Source organism: Thalassospira sp. CA1 (assembly GCF_059052855.1).
This window is the reverse complement of sequence record NZ_JBZCIA010000012.1, coordinates 68231-89358: the sequence shown is the minus strand read 5'-3', so window position 1 is coordinate 89358 and position 21128 is coordinate 68231. Positions and strand designations below refer to the sequence as shown.

Genomic DNA, 21128 nt, shown 5'->3' with positions numbered 1-21128 from the left:
GTTAAAACGAAAAAGACGCTTGCGCGTATCTGATTATTCCTGAATCCGTGAAGGCTTCGGGACGCTTAAGCGCCCGGGCAACCACAAGATCCAGATTGAAAATCCCAAGGAAATTGACCCGTACTCCGGCGGATGCTCCTGCCAGAAACGGGGCGTCATAAGTCTCTCGGTCATCCTTGCTGAGCTCGACATAACCGGCATCAAGTCCAAGCACGATGTCCAGGCTGGCATCTTCATCCTGAAATGCCCGGTAGCTCAGATCGTTGCGCGTCGAAATGCCCGACCTTCCGGAAAGACTGTCTTCTCGAAAGCCACGGATGCTAAAATATCCACCCCCGATGGCGAACTTGTCGGAGCTCCCAAGATTATCTTCCGAATATTGACCATTGATTTGGTGGCTCAAACGCAAAAGCCCCTCTGCAAAGCTGGCTTGCAGCGCAGAGCTCGCCGTAAACAGCAATGGCTCTGGATCAATGTCGGAGTCCAGTGGCGGCTCCGCCCCCAGCGCGTTCAGTCCGCGAATGGCGTTGACAGACCAGTCGTGGTAGCCGTTCTCAAAATTGAAACGCCCATTCACACCGAACTTGGACTTGGTCGAAAATCGCCTTTGAACGACGACTTCGAATTCGTCCAGGAAGTTTCTTGAACGGGATGTTTCAATACCGGCGACTGCATAGAATTTGGAAGATTCTCCGCGCCAGATAAGGCGTTGGAGATCGGTGGAAATCCAGTGACTGCGCCCATATACGGGCAAGTCCTCGTTGATTGCCGGAAGAATAAAGCCGTATTGGCTATATCCGGCGCCAACGCTGACACTCCAGTTGCCGAACGGTACAAAATAACTTCCGCTCGCCGTTCTGGAATATGTATCGCTCGAAGTTAAACCCTTCTTCGTAGAAGAGGCATTCAACTGAATCGTGTCATTAAGATTCAGCAGGTTATCGTAATACAGGTTCCCGCCGATCTTTTGACGCCCGGTATTTTTGTAGCCGAAATTGTTGAAGGTCAGCGTTCCGCCATAAGGTCGTTCATTCACCGCAGAAAGACGAATGATCGAAGTCCCTTGCCGTTCTCCGGGGTAAAGTTTGAACTTTCCCGATTGCGAGCGCGGAGAGTTGAAGTTTTCCAACGCTTGCTCGATCTCGCGCAAATTGACGATGTCCCCTTCGCTTGTGGGAAAGGCCCCCACAATACGGGAGTCCGCATCGTCCCCGGACTCGTAGTCAAACCCCTCAATACGCCCGGGTATGATCAGGACTTTGAGGATGCCGTTTGAAAGATCCTGTTCCGGCAAATAAACGCGTGTCGTGATATAGCCGCGATCCGAATAGAACGCGTTCATATCATTCAAATAGGCGTTGAGATCACTGAGATTGACACATTTGCCATTCAGTCGGTCGAAGTTGTCGGGCACAACCTCAAAACCGTCCAACCCTTCGATCTCTGTAGACTGAATTGCAAAGCAAGGCTGATCTGTGTCGTCCGGAACGGTGGGCGCAGACGTTTCCGGTTGCAGCCGGATATCGGGCCTGCGTTGTGGTTGCCGCCCAAAATCCCAGTCTCTCTGCTGCTGGCGCAACTGTTCCTGTTCAATTGATCTGTTGACCGCGTCAGGAACAGTTTGGGCATGTGCCGAAACCAGCACCAAGCTGGCCGAAAGCAGTACGCCCCCCCATATGCAGCGGCGAACAAAATTTCGACGCACGGAAGGGTTAATCCGATTAAACTTGCGGACTAGGTGTTCGGTCTGCCGACCACATTTAACGGCGTTCGAATTCATCGTACTTAGCGATTGCACTCAGATCAAAAAAATGAACGGCAACATCAGATTTTTCTGATTTAAATGACTGTGCGTCATTTTTTCTTCGCTAAGACAAAATTCAGAAATCGAAAGTGACGAGCGTCACAGAAAGTTGAAATCGATTGATAAAGAAGACGCCAACAATAACCATAGGTTTCTGTTGGCTATACTCTACGGGCAGAACCTACCCCAACGAGGTAATCCCAAAGAACGTTTTATGACCACCGTTCGTCAACTAGCGCCACCCCAAACGTGAAGATTTGAGAGGCGATCAAGGCTGAAGACGCCGCCAACCAGCGCAAATCGGCCTAAGCCCCGCAAACAAAGCGACAAAAACAAACACCTGCCTGACTTGCCACCACCCGACAGGTTCAGGCACAGGGAATGTGCGGCTCACAGCAAATCCCGCACATTCCCGCTCCTAACCGCATGATGCCGCGCGGCTCGGGCGACATATCTGGAAAAGACGGGAACTAAAATCTCGGTGCAGAGGAGAACGCTCTAAGCACTCAAATCCACATGTCGCGCACCACCATTGGCGTCCGACCACCACATCAGCGCTTCGCGATAGGCGGGCATATTCGGCAGGTCGTGCGCAGTGCCGTTACTGCCAATGACCTGATCCCAGGCCTGGGTCAATTTATTGACCACCGGATTATCGGTTCGGACATCCTCGGTTCCACCGCTTAGCATGTAGGCGGTTTGATGCGAGGCACGTGCCTCTGCCCAGGCAAATGTTTCCTTTTCCGCATCACTTGCCACGTCATAGAATTCGATCATTTTGCGATGGACTTCAGTCCAATCACCGTCTGGGCCGCTTGATTGGACGATATCGGAAATTCGGCTCGCCACTTCGTCTTTGGCCGCCTTGACTTCCGCGTTGGAAAAAAGCCCGCCTTCATTGGTCTGAATGGCATACAGCATCTGGCGATCAAATTCGGGAAAACCAACCGTATCCCAATCATCTGACGTCATACGCGCGGTATCAGCGCTGCCAAGCTTGGCATATCCGGCATCGATTTTCGCCCGCGCCGTTAGTGCGGCACCGGCCAGCGTGCCGTGGGTGGCGGTCGGTTTGGCTGGCGCCTGCTCCGTCGCTTGGCCGGCTGGGGCGGCACTGCCGTCGGACTTTGCCCCAACAGCCGATCGTTGACCTGACTTGGGGGACAGATAGGAATAGCTGTTTGCCAGAAATCCCGAAATAGACGTCATTATCGCCCCCTGCCCGTTATGCATTGCCCATAAAGGGCATTCTTGGATCCAAAGAGAACTCATAGTTACACAGAACAACTTTAACGAGCAATTAAATTCAACCAATAAATGTCTGCAAGTCAGATAACGCCTCAAAGAAATCCAACCCTGAATCCTCCAAAAAGTCGAATTGTATGAGGATTGAAAATACGTCATCGCGGTGCATTTTGACCGGCGCTTTTGAGTACCCTGCCGGGCGTTTTGATTATTCACTTATTTTGAATAATCTTTCGGAATTTTCGATTTGTCTATTCAATCGCGATCAGGTCAAATGGGTTTGCATGCCAGATCGGGGTGCCGGCCCGCACCGGAAAAAACCCGATAAAAGCATATGATATTATCATACGAGTATTGAGAGAGCCTGATGTCCGTTTCTGCCCCGGCTGCCATTCCGGTTACCAACGCGTCAAACAAAAGCGTGATCAAAAAGCTGCCGGCCCTGACCCCGGATCGGTCGCTGGACAGTTTGACGCTGGGCTTTCTTAAAACGCTGGAGGCCGAGGGCAAGTTTGAGGGTGAAATCCATGCCGATTTCCCGACCCGGCTGATCAATGCCACCGATAACAGCGTTTATCAAGTGATGCCAACCGCCGTGCTGCAGCCCAAGACGCGCGATGACATCAATGTCGTGATGGAACTGGCGGGGCGCGAGAAATTTTCCGAGGTCAAAATCACCCCGCGCGGGGGGGGCACCGGCACCAATGGCCAGTCGCTGAATAACACCATCATTCTCGATACCTCCAAACACCTCAACAATATCCTGGGCTTTGATGCGGAGCGCGGGCTTGTCCATGTCGAGCCCGGTGTGGTGCTGGATCAGCTTAATGCCTGGCTAAAGCCATACGGCTATTTCTTCCCGCCCGCAGTATCCACCGCAAGCCGCGCCACGGTGGGCGGCATGATCGGATCGGATAGCTCCGGCAAGGGATCGCGGATTTATGGCAAGACCAGCCATTATATCCATGACATGACCACGGTCCTGATCGATGGCACGGATTTCAATACCCGCGCGATGACCGCACTTGAGGCCCAAGACACCATGGAACGGGCAGACCGGGTTGGTCAGCTTTATAAAAAGGTCCATGACGAGATCGCGCCCCGGCGGGATCAGATCAAATCAACCTTCCCGGAAATGAACCGGGGGCTGACCGGCTATAACCTTAAGGAAGCGGTATCTGACACCGGGGACATGAACCTGTCGTTCCTGATTGCCGGGGCCGAGGGCAGCCTTGGCATGGTCAAGGAAATTACCTTCCGCGTCATTCCACTTCCCAAGCACAAGGCCGTCACGGTGGTGCGCTATGACAGCTTTGACAGTGCCCTTCGTCACGTCAAAACGCTGGTGCAGTTTGACCCGGTGGCAATTGAAAGCATCGATGACAAGGTCATGAAACTGGCCGAGCAGGATGAAAGCTGGCACATGCTGGGCAAGCTTCTCGGCACGGAAAACAGCAGCACGCCGACACGCGGCTTTAACGTCGTCGAGTTCGTTGGCGAGACGGAGGCCGAGGTCGCGGCCAAACAGGCGGAACTCAAATCCTACCTCGATACCAACCCGACGGAAGACTTTGCCCCCATCGGCTTTGTGCAGGCGACCGACCCGGGCCAGATCGCCGCCATCTGGTCGATCCGGGCGAAATCGGTGGGACTTCTGGGGAACCTTGAGGGCAAACGCCGCGCCACCCCGTTTGTCGAAGATACCGCCGTACCGCCGGAAAACCTTGCCGATTTCATTGCCGAGTTCAGAGCACTTTTGGATGCCGAGGGGCTTGATTACGGCATGTTTGGCCATGTCGATGTCGGCTGCCTGCATGTCCGCCCGCTGCTTGACATGATGGATGAAGAGGACGAGGCCCGCATTCGCCGCGTTTCCGACGCGGTGGCGGAACTTACCAAACGCTATAACGGCCTGATCTGGGGCGAGCATGGCAAGGGCTTCCGCGGCGAATACTCCCCCGTTTATTTCGGGCCGGAGCTTTATGATGTTCTGCGTCGCATCAAGGAGGCGTTCGATCCCGAAGGGCAGCTTAACCCCGGCAAGATCGCCTCGCCTTATTCCAAAAACACACCCATAACGGCGATTGACGAAGCACCCATGCGCGGCCAGTTTGACCGCCAGATCGAGGATGCGTTGCGTGATGAATACCTGAACGCGACGCGGTGTAACGGCAACGGGGCGTGCTTTAACTGGGATCTGATGGATGCCATGTGCCCGTCCTATAAAGTCACGCGATCGCGCGTGCATTCGCCCAAGGGCCGGGCCGGGATGATCCGCGAATGGATCCGACAGCTTTCGGTCGGCACCGATCCGATGAACAAGGATCTGGCCGTGATCAATGGCCGGGATTTTTCCCATGACGTCTATGAGGCGATGGCCGGTTGCCTGTCGTGCAAGGCGTGTGCGGGGCAATGCCCGGTCAAGGTCGATATCCCGGAAATGAAATCCCGGTTTCTCGAGACCTATCACACGCGCTACAAGCGCCCGATCAAGGACCATGTGATTGCATCGCTTGAAAACATCGCCCCCCTTCTGGCAAAGGCACCGGGGCTGTTTAACGCGTTGCAATCCATCCCGCCGATGCCATGGATCTTCAAACGCTTCATCGGGCTTACCGATTTGCCGAAACTCCATCGCCAGAGCCTTAAATCCGGCCTCCGCGCGCGTGGCATTGGCAAGTTCAAGCAGGCGGAGCTAGAGGCCTTAAGTGCGGATGAAAAGGCCAAGTCGGTGATCCTGGTGCAGGATTGCTTTACCACGCATTACGACACCCATGTGGTGCTGGCCCATGTCGACCTGTTGCAACGCCTTGGATATCGCGTGTTCGTGCCGCCCTACCGCCCGAATGGCAAGGCGATGCATGTGAAGGGGTTCTTGAAACGTTTTGATTATCAGGCGATGCAAAATGACATTGTGCTGGGCAAAATCGCGCAAACCGGCGTTGCCATGATCGGGATCGAGGCCAGCGTGACCCTGACCTACCGGCAGGAATACGCCCAGCGACTAAGCAACCGCCCGGATTATCGCGTGCATCTGTTCCATGAATGGCTGGCGGGCGAGATCGAGCACGGCCGCCACACCCCGCCGAAAATTGATAACGGCGTTAACATCAACACCACCGATACCCCGGCAAGCCTGTTCCCCCATTGCACGGAAAAGACGTCGCTTCCCGATGTCGGCGTGAAATGGCAGAAAATCTTTGCCGCGTTCGGGCTTAAACTGACCACGGAAAAAACCGGCTGCTGCGGTATGGCCGGTGTTTATGGCCATGAAACCCGCCACCTGGAAACCTCGCGCGAATTGTATGATCTTAGCTGGAAAAAGAAGGTCGATGCGACGGGGCCTGAAAACATGCTGGTGACCGGCTATTCCTGCCGCTGTCAGGTGGACCGCTATGAAGGTGTGAAGCCGCAGCATCCGGTCGAATACCTCGCCAAACTTATTGCATAGGAAACCCCATGATCCGTCACATCGTTCTGACCAAATTCAAGGCCGAGGTCACCAAGGCCGAAATCGACAGCCTGTTTGCCAAGTTGGCGGACCTTCAAAGCCACATCCCCGGCATGCGCGGCTTTGATGGCGGAGTGTCGGTCAGCCCGGAGGGCCTGGAACAAGGCTTCCGCCACGGATTTTCAATTGATTTTGACGATGCGGCGGCACGCGACGCCTATCTGGAACATCCAGAACATAAAGCCTTGGGTGGGCAGTTGGTTGGGCTGCTGGAAGGTGATGTCGCCGGGTTGGTGGTGTTTGATCTGGTTGTTGGAACCTCAGCGTAGTCGTTCGGTTTTGAGCTCGAACAGCCTGCTCACAGTCTATCGCCGCCGCTGTCAGCTACTCTGCGATATTGTAAGAGTAAAGCCTTGCTTAGTATCCGGTAGAGCATTGGTAAAAGCGGTGAAGGAGTGACTATTAAACTAAGCGTACTCTGGAGACAAAGCTGTTTGAAAGTATGACAGCTCCGGGCCGCTCGCATTCAATCGTTTAAAGAACTGTGGTGGCTGGAAAGCTCCCACCTTGGAGCGAATTGACGACAACGATAGGCCTTTCCCTAGAGGAAACACGTCCTCGAACACAATTGCATAGCCCTTGGTCGCGCCAGAAAAATATTCTTTAAATTCAAATTCGCTAACGCCGCTGACGTCAGAAAATTCTTCCCAGATGCCATCTGGACTCGCCTCAGCGACCCGGTCCACTACACCAAGTGCGCAAACTTCGCCTTTTGGAAGTTTGCTATATATCCAGACGTGCGTGCCTGGCACAAGGTTGAGAGCTTTACGGCGCAACTCTACTTTCTTTTCTCCGCGAAGCATTCGGCGAACATATCGGTCTTCGACTGAGATAAGAATGTTATCCGTTCGCGCCATTCAATCCCCCTGCAGCAACCACTTTAAGTAGCTCGTTATGACTAATACGTGTTGCGGTAACAAACCGCGCACCATTGTTGCATCCGAGCTTACACAGTTTGCTGTATGACACGATATCGTTAAATTTCACTATACTGCTACAAAGCAAAGTTAGCTTGCGCGGACTTTTGCCAATGTTCTTAAGTTCCGAATGCCGCACTACACCAAATCGGTTGGTTTCAACTGCAATCTGTGCGGATGTCAGCTCTCGCACCTGTGTTGCATTTGCAATTGCGACTGCACTGCTTCGCCCATTTCCGGCAGACGACTCATAAAAAATAATCACACTATTGGGCTGTATAGTTTTATTCGGCCTACTGTAATAAACGCGTGAACTGTGAATCGAAGCGGAGTGATCCCCCAACAAAGAGAGCTGATCAGAAGTCCCAAGCAGGTCGTCCGCATAATATCTTCGGATTGGTACAATCAATCCATCGCGATGCGGCAAAAGAAGAATTAAAGGTGACAACAGCGTCTCAAATTCAGCGAGAGACAACTGATTGAGGTTATCCTCTGCGTCACGATACTCAATTACTTGACTGGCGCTTTCATACTTCGGTGGCTGCTCAGGCAACTTTATTTTGGCGAGAGCAATTAAGTCGGCCCTGAACTGAGACCAGAGATTACTTGTAATGACCTTGCCGTATGAAATTTTATGGAAAACTGTTCTAGAGGTTTTATCTTCATCGTCGGGGCGAAATCCCAGTGAGAGAGCGACTTCACGTGTTTTCGCATGCCCTACAGGTATTTCCAGCTCAAGAATTGCCGGCGCATGCTTAGATAAGTTCTCACAAAGTTTTCCAAGTAGGCCATCAACGACAGCTTTTGTATTTCCGGAAGTTTCGCTGGCAACTAATTTCACTGATGTGGCAGATGGCCCGCGCCGCTCAGCTTTCCAAGTCATCATTGCGACAAGCTTATTACCTTCTTTAACAGCCTGACAATGCGCTCCTGTCAGTCCTGTCCAACCTTTTAGCAAGGCGGATCGAAGACCTTCACTTAACAATACGATATCAAAGAAGCCTTCTACTTCCGCCTTGGACACAGCCTTAGCATCAACGATAGAGATTTCGACATTGGTGATTTCGTCTGAGCGAAACTCTAGTCCCCGATTAAATTCGTCGTCGGGGCTTTCAGCAAAATCGCTGACGCTCAAGACGTCCAACTGATAGTTTTCCAGCAGACGGTCTCGCGCTCTCAGAATTGCCTTCTCACTAGTGATGAAGCCATTAGCAGCGTGAATAATGCACAATGACAAATGCCTAAGGTCGGAAATATCTTGCTTAGTTAAAGTTGCCGACCGCGCACGATCTGGAAAAACCAATCTGGCAAGGTCATTCTGAAGACCTTTAAGTTTCCTTAGCTCGTCTTTATCCCTTACGTCCGGAATTTCAGAGAATAGGGCACATAGCTTCAGCATAGTATCGTCATCGGGATTATAGCTTGTGCGCAAGAGCTCTTTCGGAAACTCATCAGTCAAAGCTGCTTGAAACTCATGATTTAGAGCAGCTTTAAGAACTGCCTTTGCCTCCTTCTCGCGAGGTCGCCCTTTGCTAAAATCAAAAAGAACATTCAAGTCTATCGCATAAAGAGGCGTTGCTCCCGAAAAAGCGCTTTTCAACCCAAGGCTTGGAACCGAAGCTTGGCGTTGATCTCCCATTAGATCGAACAAATTGGGAGTATCAAGGTCTAGGACTTTCGTCAAAATGGTGCGGTTGCGGACCTTCCCACCTCTTTCTGATCGAACCGTTTCGAAACCTGAGTTTTCATAAAACTTGTTTGCGGCAACAAGGTCAGATGCCACCCGGGCGGTAATACTCAGATACCCTCTAGTTTCCGCCCAAGACACAAGAGTACTGATTAGGGATTTCCCTACACCCAGATGGCGACATTCCGCGACGCAATAGGTTTGCATAACCCTTACGTAAGGAAAAACGCCGCCAAACATCAAATGGCCAAGGTAAGCACCACTTGAGGAAACAGCTACAAATAGCTTTCCCTGCTCTGCAGCTTGTTGGTAAGCAGCTTCTGGCAAAAAACCTAGCGCCAACCTCTCGGTATCAGCCGCCTCCTGGCAATCGGTCACAAATTTATATACGTCGACAGCCTTAGATAAAATTGAGAACCCAATAGCCAACTGCGACCCCTTTAATTCAACACCCACCAACACGTATAATATTTGGCGGACTGCCTATACAAGAACTAGTTAAAGTAGAAACTCAAATTTCTTGTAAGAGGCCTAGTTGTTTATTCGCGCAATTTATTAAAACTCGCCCCCAAAGACAGGAACCTAAAGCTACGTAGTTTAACCAAACCCAAAACCTCGCGGTCACTGCACTTAAATTTGTTTTTGCAGAAGACAAGAAACGCAAAAAGGCAGCACCTATTTATGGTACTGCCTTTTGGTTTTGGTGCGTGTGGTGCGAGATTCCCGCCTTCGCGGGAATGACGGTTTGGGGTGGTGGCGGTGTGGTGATGGTGGCGGGTTGCGCCGGTCTAATCAGACCGGCTTTGAGGTCACCAAATTCGATTTCTGCCGTGGCAGGTATTTGCCATCGCCCTTTTGGCCGGTGACTTTGCCGTCCTTGACCACGGTTTTGCCGCGCACGATGGTGTGCACCGGCCAGCCTTTGACTTCAAGGCCTTCATAGGGGCTGTAGTCGCAGCCCTGTTGCAGGATGTCGTTGGTGATGGTGACGTTTTTATTCGGGTCCCAAAGGGCCAGGTCGGCGTCCGAGCCAATGGCGATGGTGCCCTTTTGCGGGTACATGCCGTACAGTTTGGCGTGGTTGGTGGCCGTCAGTGCGACAAAGCGATTGAGGTCGATGCGGCCCTTTTGCACGCCTTCGGAAAACAGGATCGGCAGACGCGTCGCCACGCCCGGGATGCCATTGGGGATCCAGCGGAAGCTTTTCTTGCCCTTTTCATTGAGCTTGCCTTCCGGGTCATTGAAGCGGAACGGGCAATGATCGGATGAGAACAGGTCAAACACACCGCGTTCCAGACCATCCCAACAGGCGTCCTGACTTTCCTTGTCGCGTGGCGGCGGGGAGCAGACGAATTTCGCGCCCTCAAGCTCATCCTGATCAAGATCATCTGCGGTCAGCATGAGATATTGCGGGCAGGTTTCGCCAACAACCTTGGACCCGCGCACGCGCGCGCGTTCGATTTCTTCCATCGCCTGCTGATTGGAGACATGGACAATCACAATCGGGGTATCGACGATTTCGGCCAGTGACAGCGCGCGATGGGTGGCTTCGCGTTCGGCCGCGATGGGCCGCGTTGTGGCGTGGGATTTGGCGGAGAATTCACCGGCGGCTTCGTGCTGGCCGATCAGGAAGCGAATGGCGTCCTCGTTCTCGCAATGCACCAGCACCAGCGCGCCGGTATTGCGCGCCGCGTCAAGGGTATCGAGAATTTCATCATCGCGCAGACGCAGGTTTTCATAGGTCATGAAAACCTTGAACGAGGTATAGCCGTCCTCGACCAGGGCCGGGAGTTCTTGGCCCAGCACGGACGGGGTCGGATCGGTGACGATCAGGTGGAAGGCCACATCAATATGGCAATTGCCATCCGCCTTGGCGTGATAGACATCAAGCGAATGACGCAGGCTGTCGCCCTTTTCCTGCATGCAGAATGCGAGGATCGAGGTATTGCCGCCAATCGCGGCCGAACGGGTGCCGCTTTCGAAATCATCGGCCATGACGATGCCATCGCCGGATGGCTGATCAATATGGACATGGCTGTCGATCCCGCCGGGCATGACGTAAAGCCCGGTGGCATCAACGATGTCGTCCGCGCCGGTCAGGGCATCGGCGATGGCGGCAATCTTGCCATCCTTGATGCCCAGATCAGCAACATAGGTGTCGCTGGCGGTAACGATGGTGCCGTTTTTGATGATGCGGTCAAACTGCATGATGTGGCCTGCCCCCCTTATTGATCGGTCGCGTCAAGCAGGCGGTCAAACGCCGCAGTCAGACGGTCCACCTGTTCAATCGTGTTGTAGTGCACCATCGACACACGCAAAACGCCAGCATTATCAGACAGGCCCATATATTCGACCAGACGGCGGGAATGGAAATCACCAAAGCGAATGGCGATCTTTTCGCGGTCAATGATCTTGCAGACGTCCTCTGCATTGCGGCCATCAAAGCGGAACGCAATGGTCGGGATGCGCGTGCCATCGCGGTTGGTGTCCTGCCCGATGACAACACAGTCATTGCGTGCGCGCAGGTAAGTCAGCAACCGTTCGGTCAGGGCATTTTCCTGTGTGGCGATGGCGTCATAGGCGGCGACGATTTTATCGCGTGTGCTGCCGGTGCCGGACTTGTCTCCCATGGCCCGTTCGCCCAGCTCCGTCAGGTAATCGACGATGCCGCAAACCGAATAGGCCATTTCATAGCTGGGGTTGCCGGGCTCAAGCTTTCCGGGGACTTTGTCCTTGCCGTAGAAGTAGTGGTACAGCGTATCAAGCTCGAGCAGCAGGTCATACTTGCCATACATCATGGCCCCATGCGGGCCGTAGGTTTTATAGAGGCTAAAGACATAATAATCCGCGTCAAAGGCCTTCACATCCACCGCGCGGTGCGGGGCATAGGCCACGGCATCGATACAGATTTTCGCACCATTGGCGTGGGCGTAATCGGCGAATTCGCGGATCGGGTTGATTTCGCCAATGATGTTGGACACGTGCGTGACGCAGACCAGTTTGGTCTTGTCGCTCATTGCAGCCTTGAGGCCATCAAGGCTGAGACGGCCGGTTTTGACATCGGGTTCCCAGAAACGGATGTTCACACCGAATTCCTCGAGTGCCACCCACGGGCCGATATTGCTTTCGTGATCGCCGATGGTGACGACAACCTCATCACCCGGTTTGAACTGGCTGCGCATGGCACGCGCGAGGTTTTGCAAAAGAACCGTGGTCGAGGCGCCGAAAATGATTTCTTCAGGCCGCGTGGCATTGACCAGCTGGGCAGCGGATTTGCGGGCATCGAGAAGTGCTTCGGCAGCCTTTTGCGAGACTTCGTAGGAGCCGCCGATCTGCACATTGCGCTCGATCAGAAACGCATTGATGCGGTCCAGTGCCTTGGACAGGATTTGCGAGCCGCCGGCATTGTCAAAAAAGGTCCAGCCATTTGCGAGGGCGGGAAACTGGCTGTGGACATAGTCCATATCAAGGGTACGTTGATCTGCCATTGAAGGCATCCTCCGGTTGATTTGTCTTTTATTTTAATGGTCGAGAACGGCGTGGAGGAAGTTCCTTGTGCGTTCTTCTTTCGGCGCATCAAAAATTTCGCTGGGCGTTCCGGCCTCGATAATCGCGCCGCCATCCATGAACAGGACGCGGTCGGCGACCTGACGGGCAAAGCCCATTTCATGGGTGACCACGACCATGGTGACCCCGGTCCCGGCGAGCTTTTTCATGACATCGAGAACCTCGCCGACCATTTCGGGATCAAGGGCGGAGGTTGGCTCGTCAAACAGAAGCACGCGCGGTTCCATGGCAAGGGCACGGGCAATCGCCACCCGCTGTTGCTGCCCGCCTGAAAGCTGGGCCGGGTATTTGTCGGCCTGAACCGAAATGCCGACACGTTCCAGCAGGTCACGCGCACGTTTTTCAGCATCCGCTTCGGACATTTTGCGGACCCGGATCGGGGCAAGCATGACATTGCGCAGCACGGTCATGTGCGGGAACAGGTTAAACGACTGAAACACCATGCCGACTTCGGCCCGGACCTGATCAAGGTCAGGCCCCGGGCGCACCGGAATGCCATCAACGGTGATTTCGCTGCCACGCTCGAACGGTTCGAGATGGTTGATGCAGCGAATAAGCGTTGATTTGCCAGAACCCGACGGGCCGACAACGCACAGCACTTCTCCTTGCGCGATATCAAGGTTGATGCCATGCAGGGCGGTGAACTGGCCATAGGTCTTGCGCAGGTTGGAAATTTTGATCAATGGCGCTTTCATCAGCTTCTCCCGCGGCTAAAACGTTTTTCAAGATGCGCGACATAGCGCACCATCGGCAGAAGCAGGATCAGATAGATCACGGCAGCACCGATCAGCGGCGTCGGGTTGGCGGAAAGCGCCTGTGCCTGGGTCGCCTGTTTGAGCAGGTCGGGCATGGCGACAACCGATGCCAGGGCGGTGTCTTTGAGCACATTGATGCAGTTATTGGTCAGCGGCGGAATGACGATGCGGATGGCCTGCGGCAGGATGACATCGGTCATGATGTAGCGGTTGGACAGACCTAGGGCCGCGGACGCTTCAAACTGGCCCTTGGGGATGGCTTCGATCCCGGCGCGGAAAATTTCGGCGGTGTAGGCCGCGGACACCAGTGTTAATGCGGTGACGGCCGAGAAGAAGGGCGAAAGCCTGATGCCGACAAAGGGCAGCGCGTAATACACAATAATCAGCAACACCAGAAGCGGGATCGAGCGGAAGACATCGATATAGGCCCGCACAAGACCGGTCACCACCGGCCCGGCATAGAGCCGCAGCACGGCCAGAAACAGGCCGCCGATCAGACCGGCAATGATGCTGGTTGCGCCAATCCCGATGGTGACAAGCAAGCCGTTCATCAGTTGCGGCAGGCTTTGCATCAGGACGGGAATGTTAAAGAAAGTCGAAAATAAATCCATTTTACCACCCGGTCAGGTTGCCCCGCCGACGACACCGAAAAAGGATTGGTATCGTCGGCAGGGATGATCAGCGATATGCGCGATTATTTAAGGGTCGGCATATCAAGGACCTGAACGGTCGAGGTGGTGTCTTCTGGCGTTGCGCCGAACCAGGTTTCATGCAGACCGGCGATGAAGCCTTCTTTTTTCAGTTCGGTGATAACATCGTTAACTTCGGTTGCGAGGGCCGCATCCTTGTTAAACATGATCGAGTATTTTTCACCGGTGGTGATGCGCTCGACCACTTTAAGGGCCGGCTTGTCCTTGACGTAATAGAGCAATGCCGGGATGTCGCTTACGTAACCGTCAATACGGCCCGCCTGCAGGTCAAGCATGGCTGGCGACAGGCCTTCGTAACGGCGGACATCGGCAATGCCGTATTCGCCGCCATTTGCGGTGACCCACATATCGCCGGTGGATCCGGTATCAACACCAACAACCTTGCCATCCATGGTAGCAAGCCCGGTAACGCCGCCTTCTGCGGTGGCGGTCAGGGACTGGTCACTGTCGTAATAAGGCTGTGCGAAGGTGACAGACTCAAGACGCTTGTCGGTGATGGTGATCGAGGAGACCGCCATGTCGATCCGGCCCGACTGGACCGCCGGGAACAGGCCGTTGAACGGGATGTTGACGAACTCGACCGATTTGCCAAGGCGGCTTGCGATTTCATTGACGAGATCGACTTCGAAACCGACCACGGTGCCGTCAGCTTCTTCGAATTCCCACGGCACGTTGCCGATATTGGCACCAACGGTCAGGTCTGCTGCGTTTGCGGATGCCAGTGAGGACACGGCAAGAACGCCGCCAACGACGCTGGACGTCAGAAAGTTGAGAAACTTCATTATGATTTCCTTGTGTTTTTAGCCTACCCTGAGATACTTCTGGTCTAACTGGTCAGACCAGTCAGGCCAGACAAACATATTTGGATGATACGTGCAAGATTGTTTGTGCAAAAATGAGTCAGATTTGCTTTGATACCGACAACTGAGCAAAAAATACGCAAGAAGGACACGAGGGAATGTTCAACCGCACGCCGCTGCCGCAGACGGTCGCACGCCAAATTCAGGACATGATCCAGAACGGGGAACTGACGCCGGGCGACAAAATCCCATCCCAGCGCGAATTCGCGCAGAAATTCGGCATTTCCCGGGCTTCCTTGCGCGAAGCACTTCTGACACTCGAAACCCTTGGCCTGATCAAGACCGAAGCCGGGCGCGGCACCTTTGTCACCGACCCCGCCAGCCGCGCCAAAGCCGACATGGCACCCTGGCGCTATTCGGAAAGCCACAGTGTTTTTGACGTGTTCCAGACGCGCATGATCCTTGAAAGCGAGATTGCCGCGCTGGCCTGTGGCCGCCTGACTGCGACCCAGCTTGAGGCAATGGAAGACGCCACCAACCGGATGGAAAAATGCTGGGCCGAGCAGGACCTGATTGCCAATGTCGAGGCCGATCTGGAATTCCATGCGACAATCGTCGAGGCATGTTCGAACAGCATGATGCGCGAACTTTATCAGGCGGTGCGCGACAAAATCACCGAAACCCAGCGCCAGCCGATCCCGATCACCGATCCCGAACGCATGCGCGCCTCCATTGGCGAACACCGCAAGATCATCAAGGCTCTGCGCGATAATGACGCCGAACGTGCGCGGCGTGAAATGCAGGCCCATGTCCGCAACACCGCGCGTTGTGCCGGTTTGCAAACCTGACCTGCCCCACCGCCTCCATTAAAGAAACGGCAGCATCTTGGTGATGTGATCAGCAAACGCGTCTGTGGCCGGGCTTGGATTAATCTCGGATCTCAGGACGCGCAGGCCCAGTTTCGGCAAAGGTGGCAGCGGCGATTTCAGGATGAAAAGATCACTCGGCACCGCCTTTTGCATCATCACGCTGATGGCAAGGCCAGAGCGGGTCACCGCAATCAGCCCAGCCAGGCTGTTGCTGGCATAGGCGATTTGATAGGGCAGCTTGGCGCTATCCATCGCATCACGGGCAGATCGATGATCAAGCGCGTTGGCGGCGGCCAATGCCAGCGGGATCGGGCTTTGCGGGTCGGTATTCTGGTTGAAATCATGGAGTTCCAGCGTGGGTTTGTTGCCGACCCAGGCGAGTTGTTCGGTGCGGATAAAGTCACCGCCGGGCGCTATATCCGGAGTGGAGACCAGCGCCATGTCGATCTGGCGGGCATGCAGGAGTTTTTGTAATTCCGGCGTCGGGGCCGACACCACCCGGATTTCAATATCGCGGTGGATCGCGCCAAAGCTTTTGAGCAAGGCCGGGAAAAAGGCGATCAGGTAATCTTCCGGGCAGCCAAAGGTGATGGCACCGCGTAATCCCTGATCAGAAAAGCTTGAGACCGCATCATCATGCAGGCGCAAGATGCCTTCGGCATAGCTCAGAAACCGTTCCCCCGCCCCGGTCAGCCGCACCCCACTGCCCGAACGATGAAACAGGCTTTGGCCCAGCGCGTCTTCAAGGCGCTGGATCTGCATCGTCACAGTTGATTGCGTCCTGCCAACCTGAATGGCCGCAGCACTCAGTGTGCCGGCATGGGCAGCCCGAACAAAGGTGGTCAGCAGTTTGAGATCAAGCAGTGCCTGCATGTGGGGGCTCCGTCCATTACAGCCATCAATATTTTTGATATCGGAGTGCAAGCATTATCAATTTTACCGCTTTCGCGCCACAAGATAGGCTTTTCCCATCACATGAAGCGATCAGCACAGGGGAAAACCATGTCACGCAACGACGATGCCGCCTTTTGGGAAGGCGCAAATAACCACCTGATCCGGTATGGCAGCCCGTTTGATCCGGCGATCATTGAACGTGCCAAGGGATCATATGTTTATGACGCCGATGGGCGGGCGATCCTTGATTTTACATCGGGCCAGATGTCGGCGGTTCTGGGCCATGGCCACCCGCGCATTGTCGAGACCGTACAGCGGCAGGTCGAAACCGTCGCACACCTGTTTAGCAGCATGCTGACCCGCCCGGTGGTGGAGCTGGCCGAACGGTTGGCCGCCCTTGCACCGGGGCTGGAAAAGGTTTTGTTCCTGTCGACCGGGGCCGAAAGCAACGAGGCCGCCATTCGCATGGCAAAGCTTGTCACCGGCAAGCATGAGATCGTGGCGTTTTCCAAAAGCTGGCACGGCATGACCGGGGTCGCGGCATCAGCGACCTATAGTGCTGGGCGCAAGGGATATGGCCCGGCCGCCGTCGGATCCTTTGCCATTCCGGCACCCAATGCGTTTCGCCCGCGCTTCAAGCATCCGGACGGGTCGCTTGACTGGCAGACGGAGCTTGATGATGCGTTTGAGCTTCTGGATGCGCAATCGACGGGCAATCTGGCGGCGTTCGTCGCCGAGCCGATCTTATCGAGCGGCGGGATCCTTGAACTGCCGAAAGGCTACCTCGCCGCGCTTAAGAAGAAATGCGAAGAGCGCGGGATGCTGTTGATTTTGGATGAGGCGCAAACCGGCATCGGGCGCACCGGCGACATGTTTGCGTTTCAGCGCGATGGGGTCACGCCCGATATCCTGACCCTATCGAAAACCATTGGGGCTGGCTTACCGCTCTCGGCCGTGATGACGACGCCCGAGATCGAGCAGGCTGCCTATGAAAAGGGTTTCCTGTTTTACACCACCCATGTGTCCGACCCCCTGCCCGCCGCGGTTGGTTTGACGGTGCTGGATGTGGTGCGCGACGAGAAGCTGGTGGCGCGCGCCAAGCAGATGGGCGCGCAGCTTTTTGAAGGCCTGTCTTCCATCAAGGATCAATATGCCTGTGTCGGCGATGTGCGCGGGCGCGGCTTGCTTCTGGGCATGGAGATCATCAAGGAAACCGGCAACCGCGCGCCTGATCATGAAATGGGGGCGGCCATCATGGCCGAGGCCTTCAAGCGCGGGCTTAGCATGAATATCGTCAAGATGCCGGGCATGGGTGGTGTGTTCCGCATTGCCCCGCCGCTGACCATCAGTTCCGAGGAACTCGATCAGGGCATTTCGATCATTGGCGATGCCGTAAAGGCGTGCGTTGACGCACGCTAAGTTATAACAACAATGCGAGACAGCCCCGGCAACAAAGGCCGGGGCTGTCTTTGTTTAAAAATCAAACGTCTGCGAGTTTTGTCAACTGACCGCCAATCGCCTTGAAGCGTGCGAAATAACGGGTTGGGTCCAAAAGCTGATAGGGGAAATAAAGGCCCGACCCAGTAGGTGGATTGCCATCCAATCCAGCCAAACGTTCCAACACCAGGGCCACCCCCAACCCGGTCAGCGGCATCTGACCTTTGGGGTGACTAACGGCATGACGGGTTTTTAGACGCTTGCCATTCAAATCGATGCCGGCAAGTTCGATGATGATCTCGGTCGACGGTGCTTTGCCAGTCCGACGCGATGAGCTTTCTCCCAGTGCCAGACGAAAATGGACGTTGGGCGCCCCGGTTGCGTGGCCCAAGGCCAATACATCATTTGGCGAAAAGATATTGGCGGAAATCTCGGTGCCATCCATGGCTCGGAAACAGGTATTGGTATCCTCCCCCACAAACCACCGCCATTCACCATCGACCCGTGCGAGTGCGGCCGACAGGGTTTGGGTTTGACGATTATAGTCAAGTTCGGCAGCCGGGCCGAAATCATCCTGCTCGTCTAGCAAGGCACCAATCGCGATATCGTCAATCCGGTCGAACTGCCGGGCGATTTCAAGGGTCGGAATGGTGGTTGCCCCGACAAGCCATTCGGTGCCGAGAACCACTGGCGATATATCGGGTGACGTTATGTAAGCCGCAACATCCGGACCCAATTCGATAATGCCGGGCGAGATACTGATATGACCTATACCGCGATTTTGCGCGAAACGAAGCGTCGTGCCCATGGTGTCGGTAAATAGCACAGCCATCGCCGAAACAGCTTGATCGCCGAGCCCCAAATCATCGCGCGACAAATCGACCTTTGCTGCCGTGGCATTGCCGAGCTGATCGGCCATTGCTTGCGCCCGATCCAGATTTCGACCGGCAATAAGCAATGGGACATCCGGAAATTGATCGCGCAAATAATGCGCAGTGTGACGACCGACGATTCCGGCACCGCCGAGCAAGAGGATTGGTGCATTTGACATTTTAGACCCTTTCATTTGAGGCAGAAGTCGCTTACTTTTCATAAGCTACTAAACGTAAGTTACCTTAAGTAAGTTACTTATGGTAACTTACGCAAGCCCCTGACTGAAGAATCATGGAAAAATCATGCGAAAACCTGCATTGGAATCAGCACACCGGCCGGAAAACCGCCGTTTATCACGGGAAGACAGACGACGCCAGATGCTTGATGTCGCACGTGATATCATTCGTGAAGAAGGTGCAGATCGGCTAACTTTGGCCTATGTTGCAGAATGTTCGGGGGTATCAAAGCCCATTGCGTACGACCATTTCGGCACGCGGACCGGGTTGCTCGATGCGTTATATCGGCATCTCGACGCGCAACAAAGCACTGCCCTGCGGGCAGCTTTGGCCGAAGGGGAGCGCAATCTGACGCAGACGGCAAAGCTGTTGGCCGAAACTTATATGCATTGTTCCGCCGACAGTAGCGGGGAATGGCATGCCGTTAGCGCAGCACTGGCCGGGAGCGGTGCGCTGGGTCAGGTGCATCAGGAATTACTTGATGACTACACCGCCCTGTTCGCCAGCACGCTTGCCAGCTACAGCCCCATCCCCAATGATGAATTACATCGGCGGTGCGTCGGCCTGATTGGCGCAGGAGAGGCGATTGCCATGACCATGCTGTCGGGCCATTGTGACGAGCCCGAAGCAGCCAAAAGCTTTGCCGCCCTGATCGAGGGCGGCGTGATTTAAGGGTTGGGCACCTGAGATTTGGCGCTTAGCCCTTGCGGAGCGTGATCACGGTCAGTTCACCCGGCACGCCAACCCGGATGGCGAAGCCCGGCCATTGGGCGGTGCCGTTATTGACGTAAAGCTGCATGTCCTCGATGTCATACATGCCCGATACAAAGCCGCCATTGAGCATGGCAACGATATTGTCAAAGCCCCATACCATGCCGCCGTGGGTATGGCCGGAAAGTTGCAGATCGACACCCAGCGGTGCTGCGTCGCGGGCCATTTTCGGCTGGTGATCAAGCAGGATCACCGGGGCATTTTCCGGGCGGCCTGCAAGCGCCTTGGCGACATCGGGTTCGGGTCGGTCCGTGTTGCCGGCGCGAAGGTCGGTGACGCCGGCGATGGTCAATTGATCACCATCGCGATCCAGCACGATATGGTCGTTTTCAAGGGTGAGCATATTGAGCCCGCCATAGTGGCGCATCCAGTTTTCATAACCGAAATAATATTCGTGATTGCCCGGAATGGTGATGATCCCGTCGCGCGCGCTCAGATCAACAAGCGGTTGCACATCATCATAGCGCAGCGGCAATTCACCATCGATCAGATCACCGGTGATCACGATCAGGTCCGGCTCAAGCGCGTTGGTTTTTTCAACCACCTCCGCCACCCAGGGGCGTTCATAGAGCTTGCTGATATGAAGGTCGGTCAGTTGAACGATGCGATAGCCATCAAACGCATCGGGAAGGTCGCGGATGGTGACGTCCATTTCCTTGACGTCGGGCACGCGCATGCCCTCTGCCACGCCAAAGCAGGCCAGTGCGATGGCGGCAAAGGACATGACGGTGCGCAGGATTTTTGGCGGGTGTTGCTTACGGCGCAGGATCACCCAGCGCAGCAAAAGACCGATCAGGTCATAGGCCAGCTGGAACCACACCAGAAAGAAAATCACGCCGAATGCCACGTTGATGGCGACAACAATCGGCTGCGGGAATTCCGGCAAGAACATGCTGCCAAAAGCGATGCGGGAATACAGATGATGCTGGGAGCCGATCAGCAAAAGCACGCCAAAACTGATCTTTGCCCAGCGCGGCCATGCCAGATAGCGCACGTGACGCACAAGAACATACAAACAGGCAAGAGCGACATTGATGTGAAAAAACAGCACC

At 54.8% G+C, this 21128-nt stretch carries 17 protein-coding genes; 5 read left to right on the top strand and 12 right to left on the bottom strand.

The features are described 5' to 3' along the window. Position 1: 1 nt before the first annotated feature. Complete coding sequence (locus AC5Q5A_RS17765; protein WP_493896081.1) at positions 2-1780, bottom strand: ShlB/FhaC/HecB family hemolysin secretion/activation protein; 1779 nt, start codon at positions 1778-1780, stop codon at positions 2-4. A gap of 522 nt (positions 1781-2302) precedes the next feature. Beyond that, positions 2303-3013 (bottom strand): hypothetical protein, encoded by a 711-nt coding sequence (locus tag AC5Q5A_RS17760; protein ID WP_493896080.1) that lies wholly within the window; start codon positions 3011-3013, stop codon positions 2303-2305. Positions 3014-3416: 403 nt separating this feature from the next. Between AC5Q5A_RS17760 and AC5Q5A_RS17755 the strand changes: the two genes are divergently transcribed. Further along, a complete protein-coding gene (locus AC5Q5A_RS17755; RefSeq protein WP_493896079.1) occupies positions 3417-6500 on the top strand; it encodes an FAD-binding and (Fe-S)-binding domain-containing protein in 3084 nt (1027 codons plus the stop codon). 8 nt (positions 6501-6508) lie between these two features. Further along, a complete protein-coding gene (locus AC5Q5A_RS17750; RefSeq protein WP_493896078.1) occupies positions 6509-6829 on the top strand; it encodes a Dabb family protein in 321 nt (106 codons plus the stop codon). Positions 6830-6967: 138 nt separating this feature from the next. On the opposite strand, the gene AC5Q5A_RS17745 is transcribed toward AC5Q5A_RS17750, so the two are convergent. The 7 genes from AC5Q5A_RS17745 to AC5Q5A_RS17715 all read right to left on the bottom strand — a co-directional run bounded on the left by AC5Q5A_RS17745 (position 6968) and on the right by AC5Q5A_RS17715 (position 14978). Then, complete coding sequence (locus AC5Q5A_RS17745; protein ID WP_493896077.1) at positions 6968-7417, bottom strand: ASCH domain-containing protein; 450 nt, start codon at positions 7415-7417, stop codon at positions 6968-6970. Further along, positions 7401-9593 (bottom strand): GNAT family N-acetyltransferase, encoded by a 2193-nt coding sequence (locus tag AC5Q5A_RS17740; RefSeq protein WP_493896076.1) that lies wholly within the window; start codon positions 9591-9593, stop codon positions 7401-7403. Before AC5Q5A_RS17740 ends, AC5Q5A_RS17745 begins: the two co-directional genes overlap by 17 nt. A gap of 363 nt (positions 9594-9956) precedes the next feature. Further along, positions 9957-11372: a dihydropyrimidinase gene (gene hydA, locus AC5Q5A_RS17735; protein ID WP_493896075.1), complete on the bottom strand. Its 1416-nt coding sequence runs from the start codon at positions 11370-11372 to the stop codon at positions 9957-9959. A 17-nt stretch (positions 11373-11389) separates the two neighbouring features. Beyond that, entirely contained in the window at positions 11390-12652 is a 1263-nt protein-coding gene (locus AC5Q5A_RS17730; RefSeq protein WP_493896074.1) for a cysteine desulfurase-like protein, read from the bottom strand. Positions 12653-12685: 33 nt separating this feature from the next. After that, positions 12686-13426 (bottom strand): amino acid ABC transporter ATP-binding protein, encoded by a 741-nt coding sequence (locus AC5Q5A_RS17725; RefSeq protein ID WP_493896073.1) that lies wholly within the window; start codon positions 13424-13426, stop codon positions 12686-12688. Then, on the bottom strand, positions 13426-14097 hold the full coding sequence (locus tag AC5Q5A_RS17720) for an amino acid ABC transporter permease (protein ID WP_008891419.1): 672 nt from the start codon (positions 14095-14097) through the stop codon (positions 13426-13428). The genes AC5Q5A_RS17725 and AC5Q5A_RS17720 overlap by 1 nt, the downstream gene beginning before the upstream one ends. 83 nt (positions 14098-14180) lie before the next feature. Next, positions 14181-14978 (bottom strand): ABC transporter substrate-binding protein, encoded by a 798-nt coding sequence (locus AC5Q5A_RS17715; RefSeq protein WP_120225001.1) that lies wholly within the window; start codon positions 14976-14978, stop codon positions 14181-14183. A 176-nt stretch (positions 14979-15154) separates the two neighbouring features. On the opposite strand from AC5Q5A_RS17715, the gene AC5Q5A_RS17710 reads away from it, so the two are divergent. After that, positions 15155-15844: a FadR/GntR family transcriptional regulator gene (locus AC5Q5A_RS17710; protein WP_210516901.1), complete on the top strand. Its 690-nt coding sequence runs from the start codon at positions 15155-15157 to the stop codon at positions 15842-15844. Between the two features lie 18 nt (positions 15845-15862). On the opposite strand, the gene AC5Q5A_RS17705 is transcribed toward AC5Q5A_RS17710, so the two are convergent. Then, positions 15863-16738, bottom strand: a complete 876-nt coding sequence (locus AC5Q5A_RS17705; RefSeq protein ID WP_493896072.1) for a LysR family transcriptional regulator — start codon at positions 16736-16738, stop codon at positions 15863-15865. A gap of 129 nt (positions 16739-16867) precedes the next feature. Between AC5Q5A_RS17705 and AC5Q5A_RS17700 the strand changes: the two genes are divergently transcribed. Then, positions 16868-18178, top strand: coding sequence for an aspartate aminotransferase family protein (locus AC5Q5A_RS17700; protein ID WP_493896071.1), 1311 nt, complete (start codon positions 16868-16870; stop codon positions 18176-18178). 61 nt (positions 18179-18239) lie between these two features. On the opposite strand, the gene AC5Q5A_RS17695 is transcribed toward AC5Q5A_RS17700, so the two are convergent. After that, a complete protein-coding gene (locus tag AC5Q5A_RS17695) occupies positions 18240-19247 on the bottom strand; it encodes a hypothetical protein (RefSeq protein ID WP_493896070.1) in 1008 nt (335 codons plus the stop codon). A 199-nt stretch (positions 19248-19446) separates the two neighbouring features. Here AC5Q5A_RS17695 and AC5Q5A_RS17690 point away from each other — a divergent pair, with 199 nt between their 5' ends. Next, positions 19447-19977, top strand: coding sequence for a TetR/AcrR family transcriptional regulator (locus AC5Q5A_RS17690; protein WP_493896069.1), 531 nt, complete (start codon positions 19447-19449; stop codon positions 19975-19977). 25 nt (positions 19978-20002) lie between these two features. Here the strand turns inward: AC5Q5A_RS17690 and AC5Q5A_RS17685 are convergent, their stop codons facing one another. Then, the gene (locus AC5Q5A_RS17685) at positions 20003-21127 is read right to left on the bottom strand and encodes a metallophosphoesterase (protein ID WP_493896068.1); all 1125 of its coding nucleotides are present in this window, start codon (positions 21125-21127) and stop codon (positions 20003-20005) included. Position 21128: the final 1 nt, after the last annotated feature.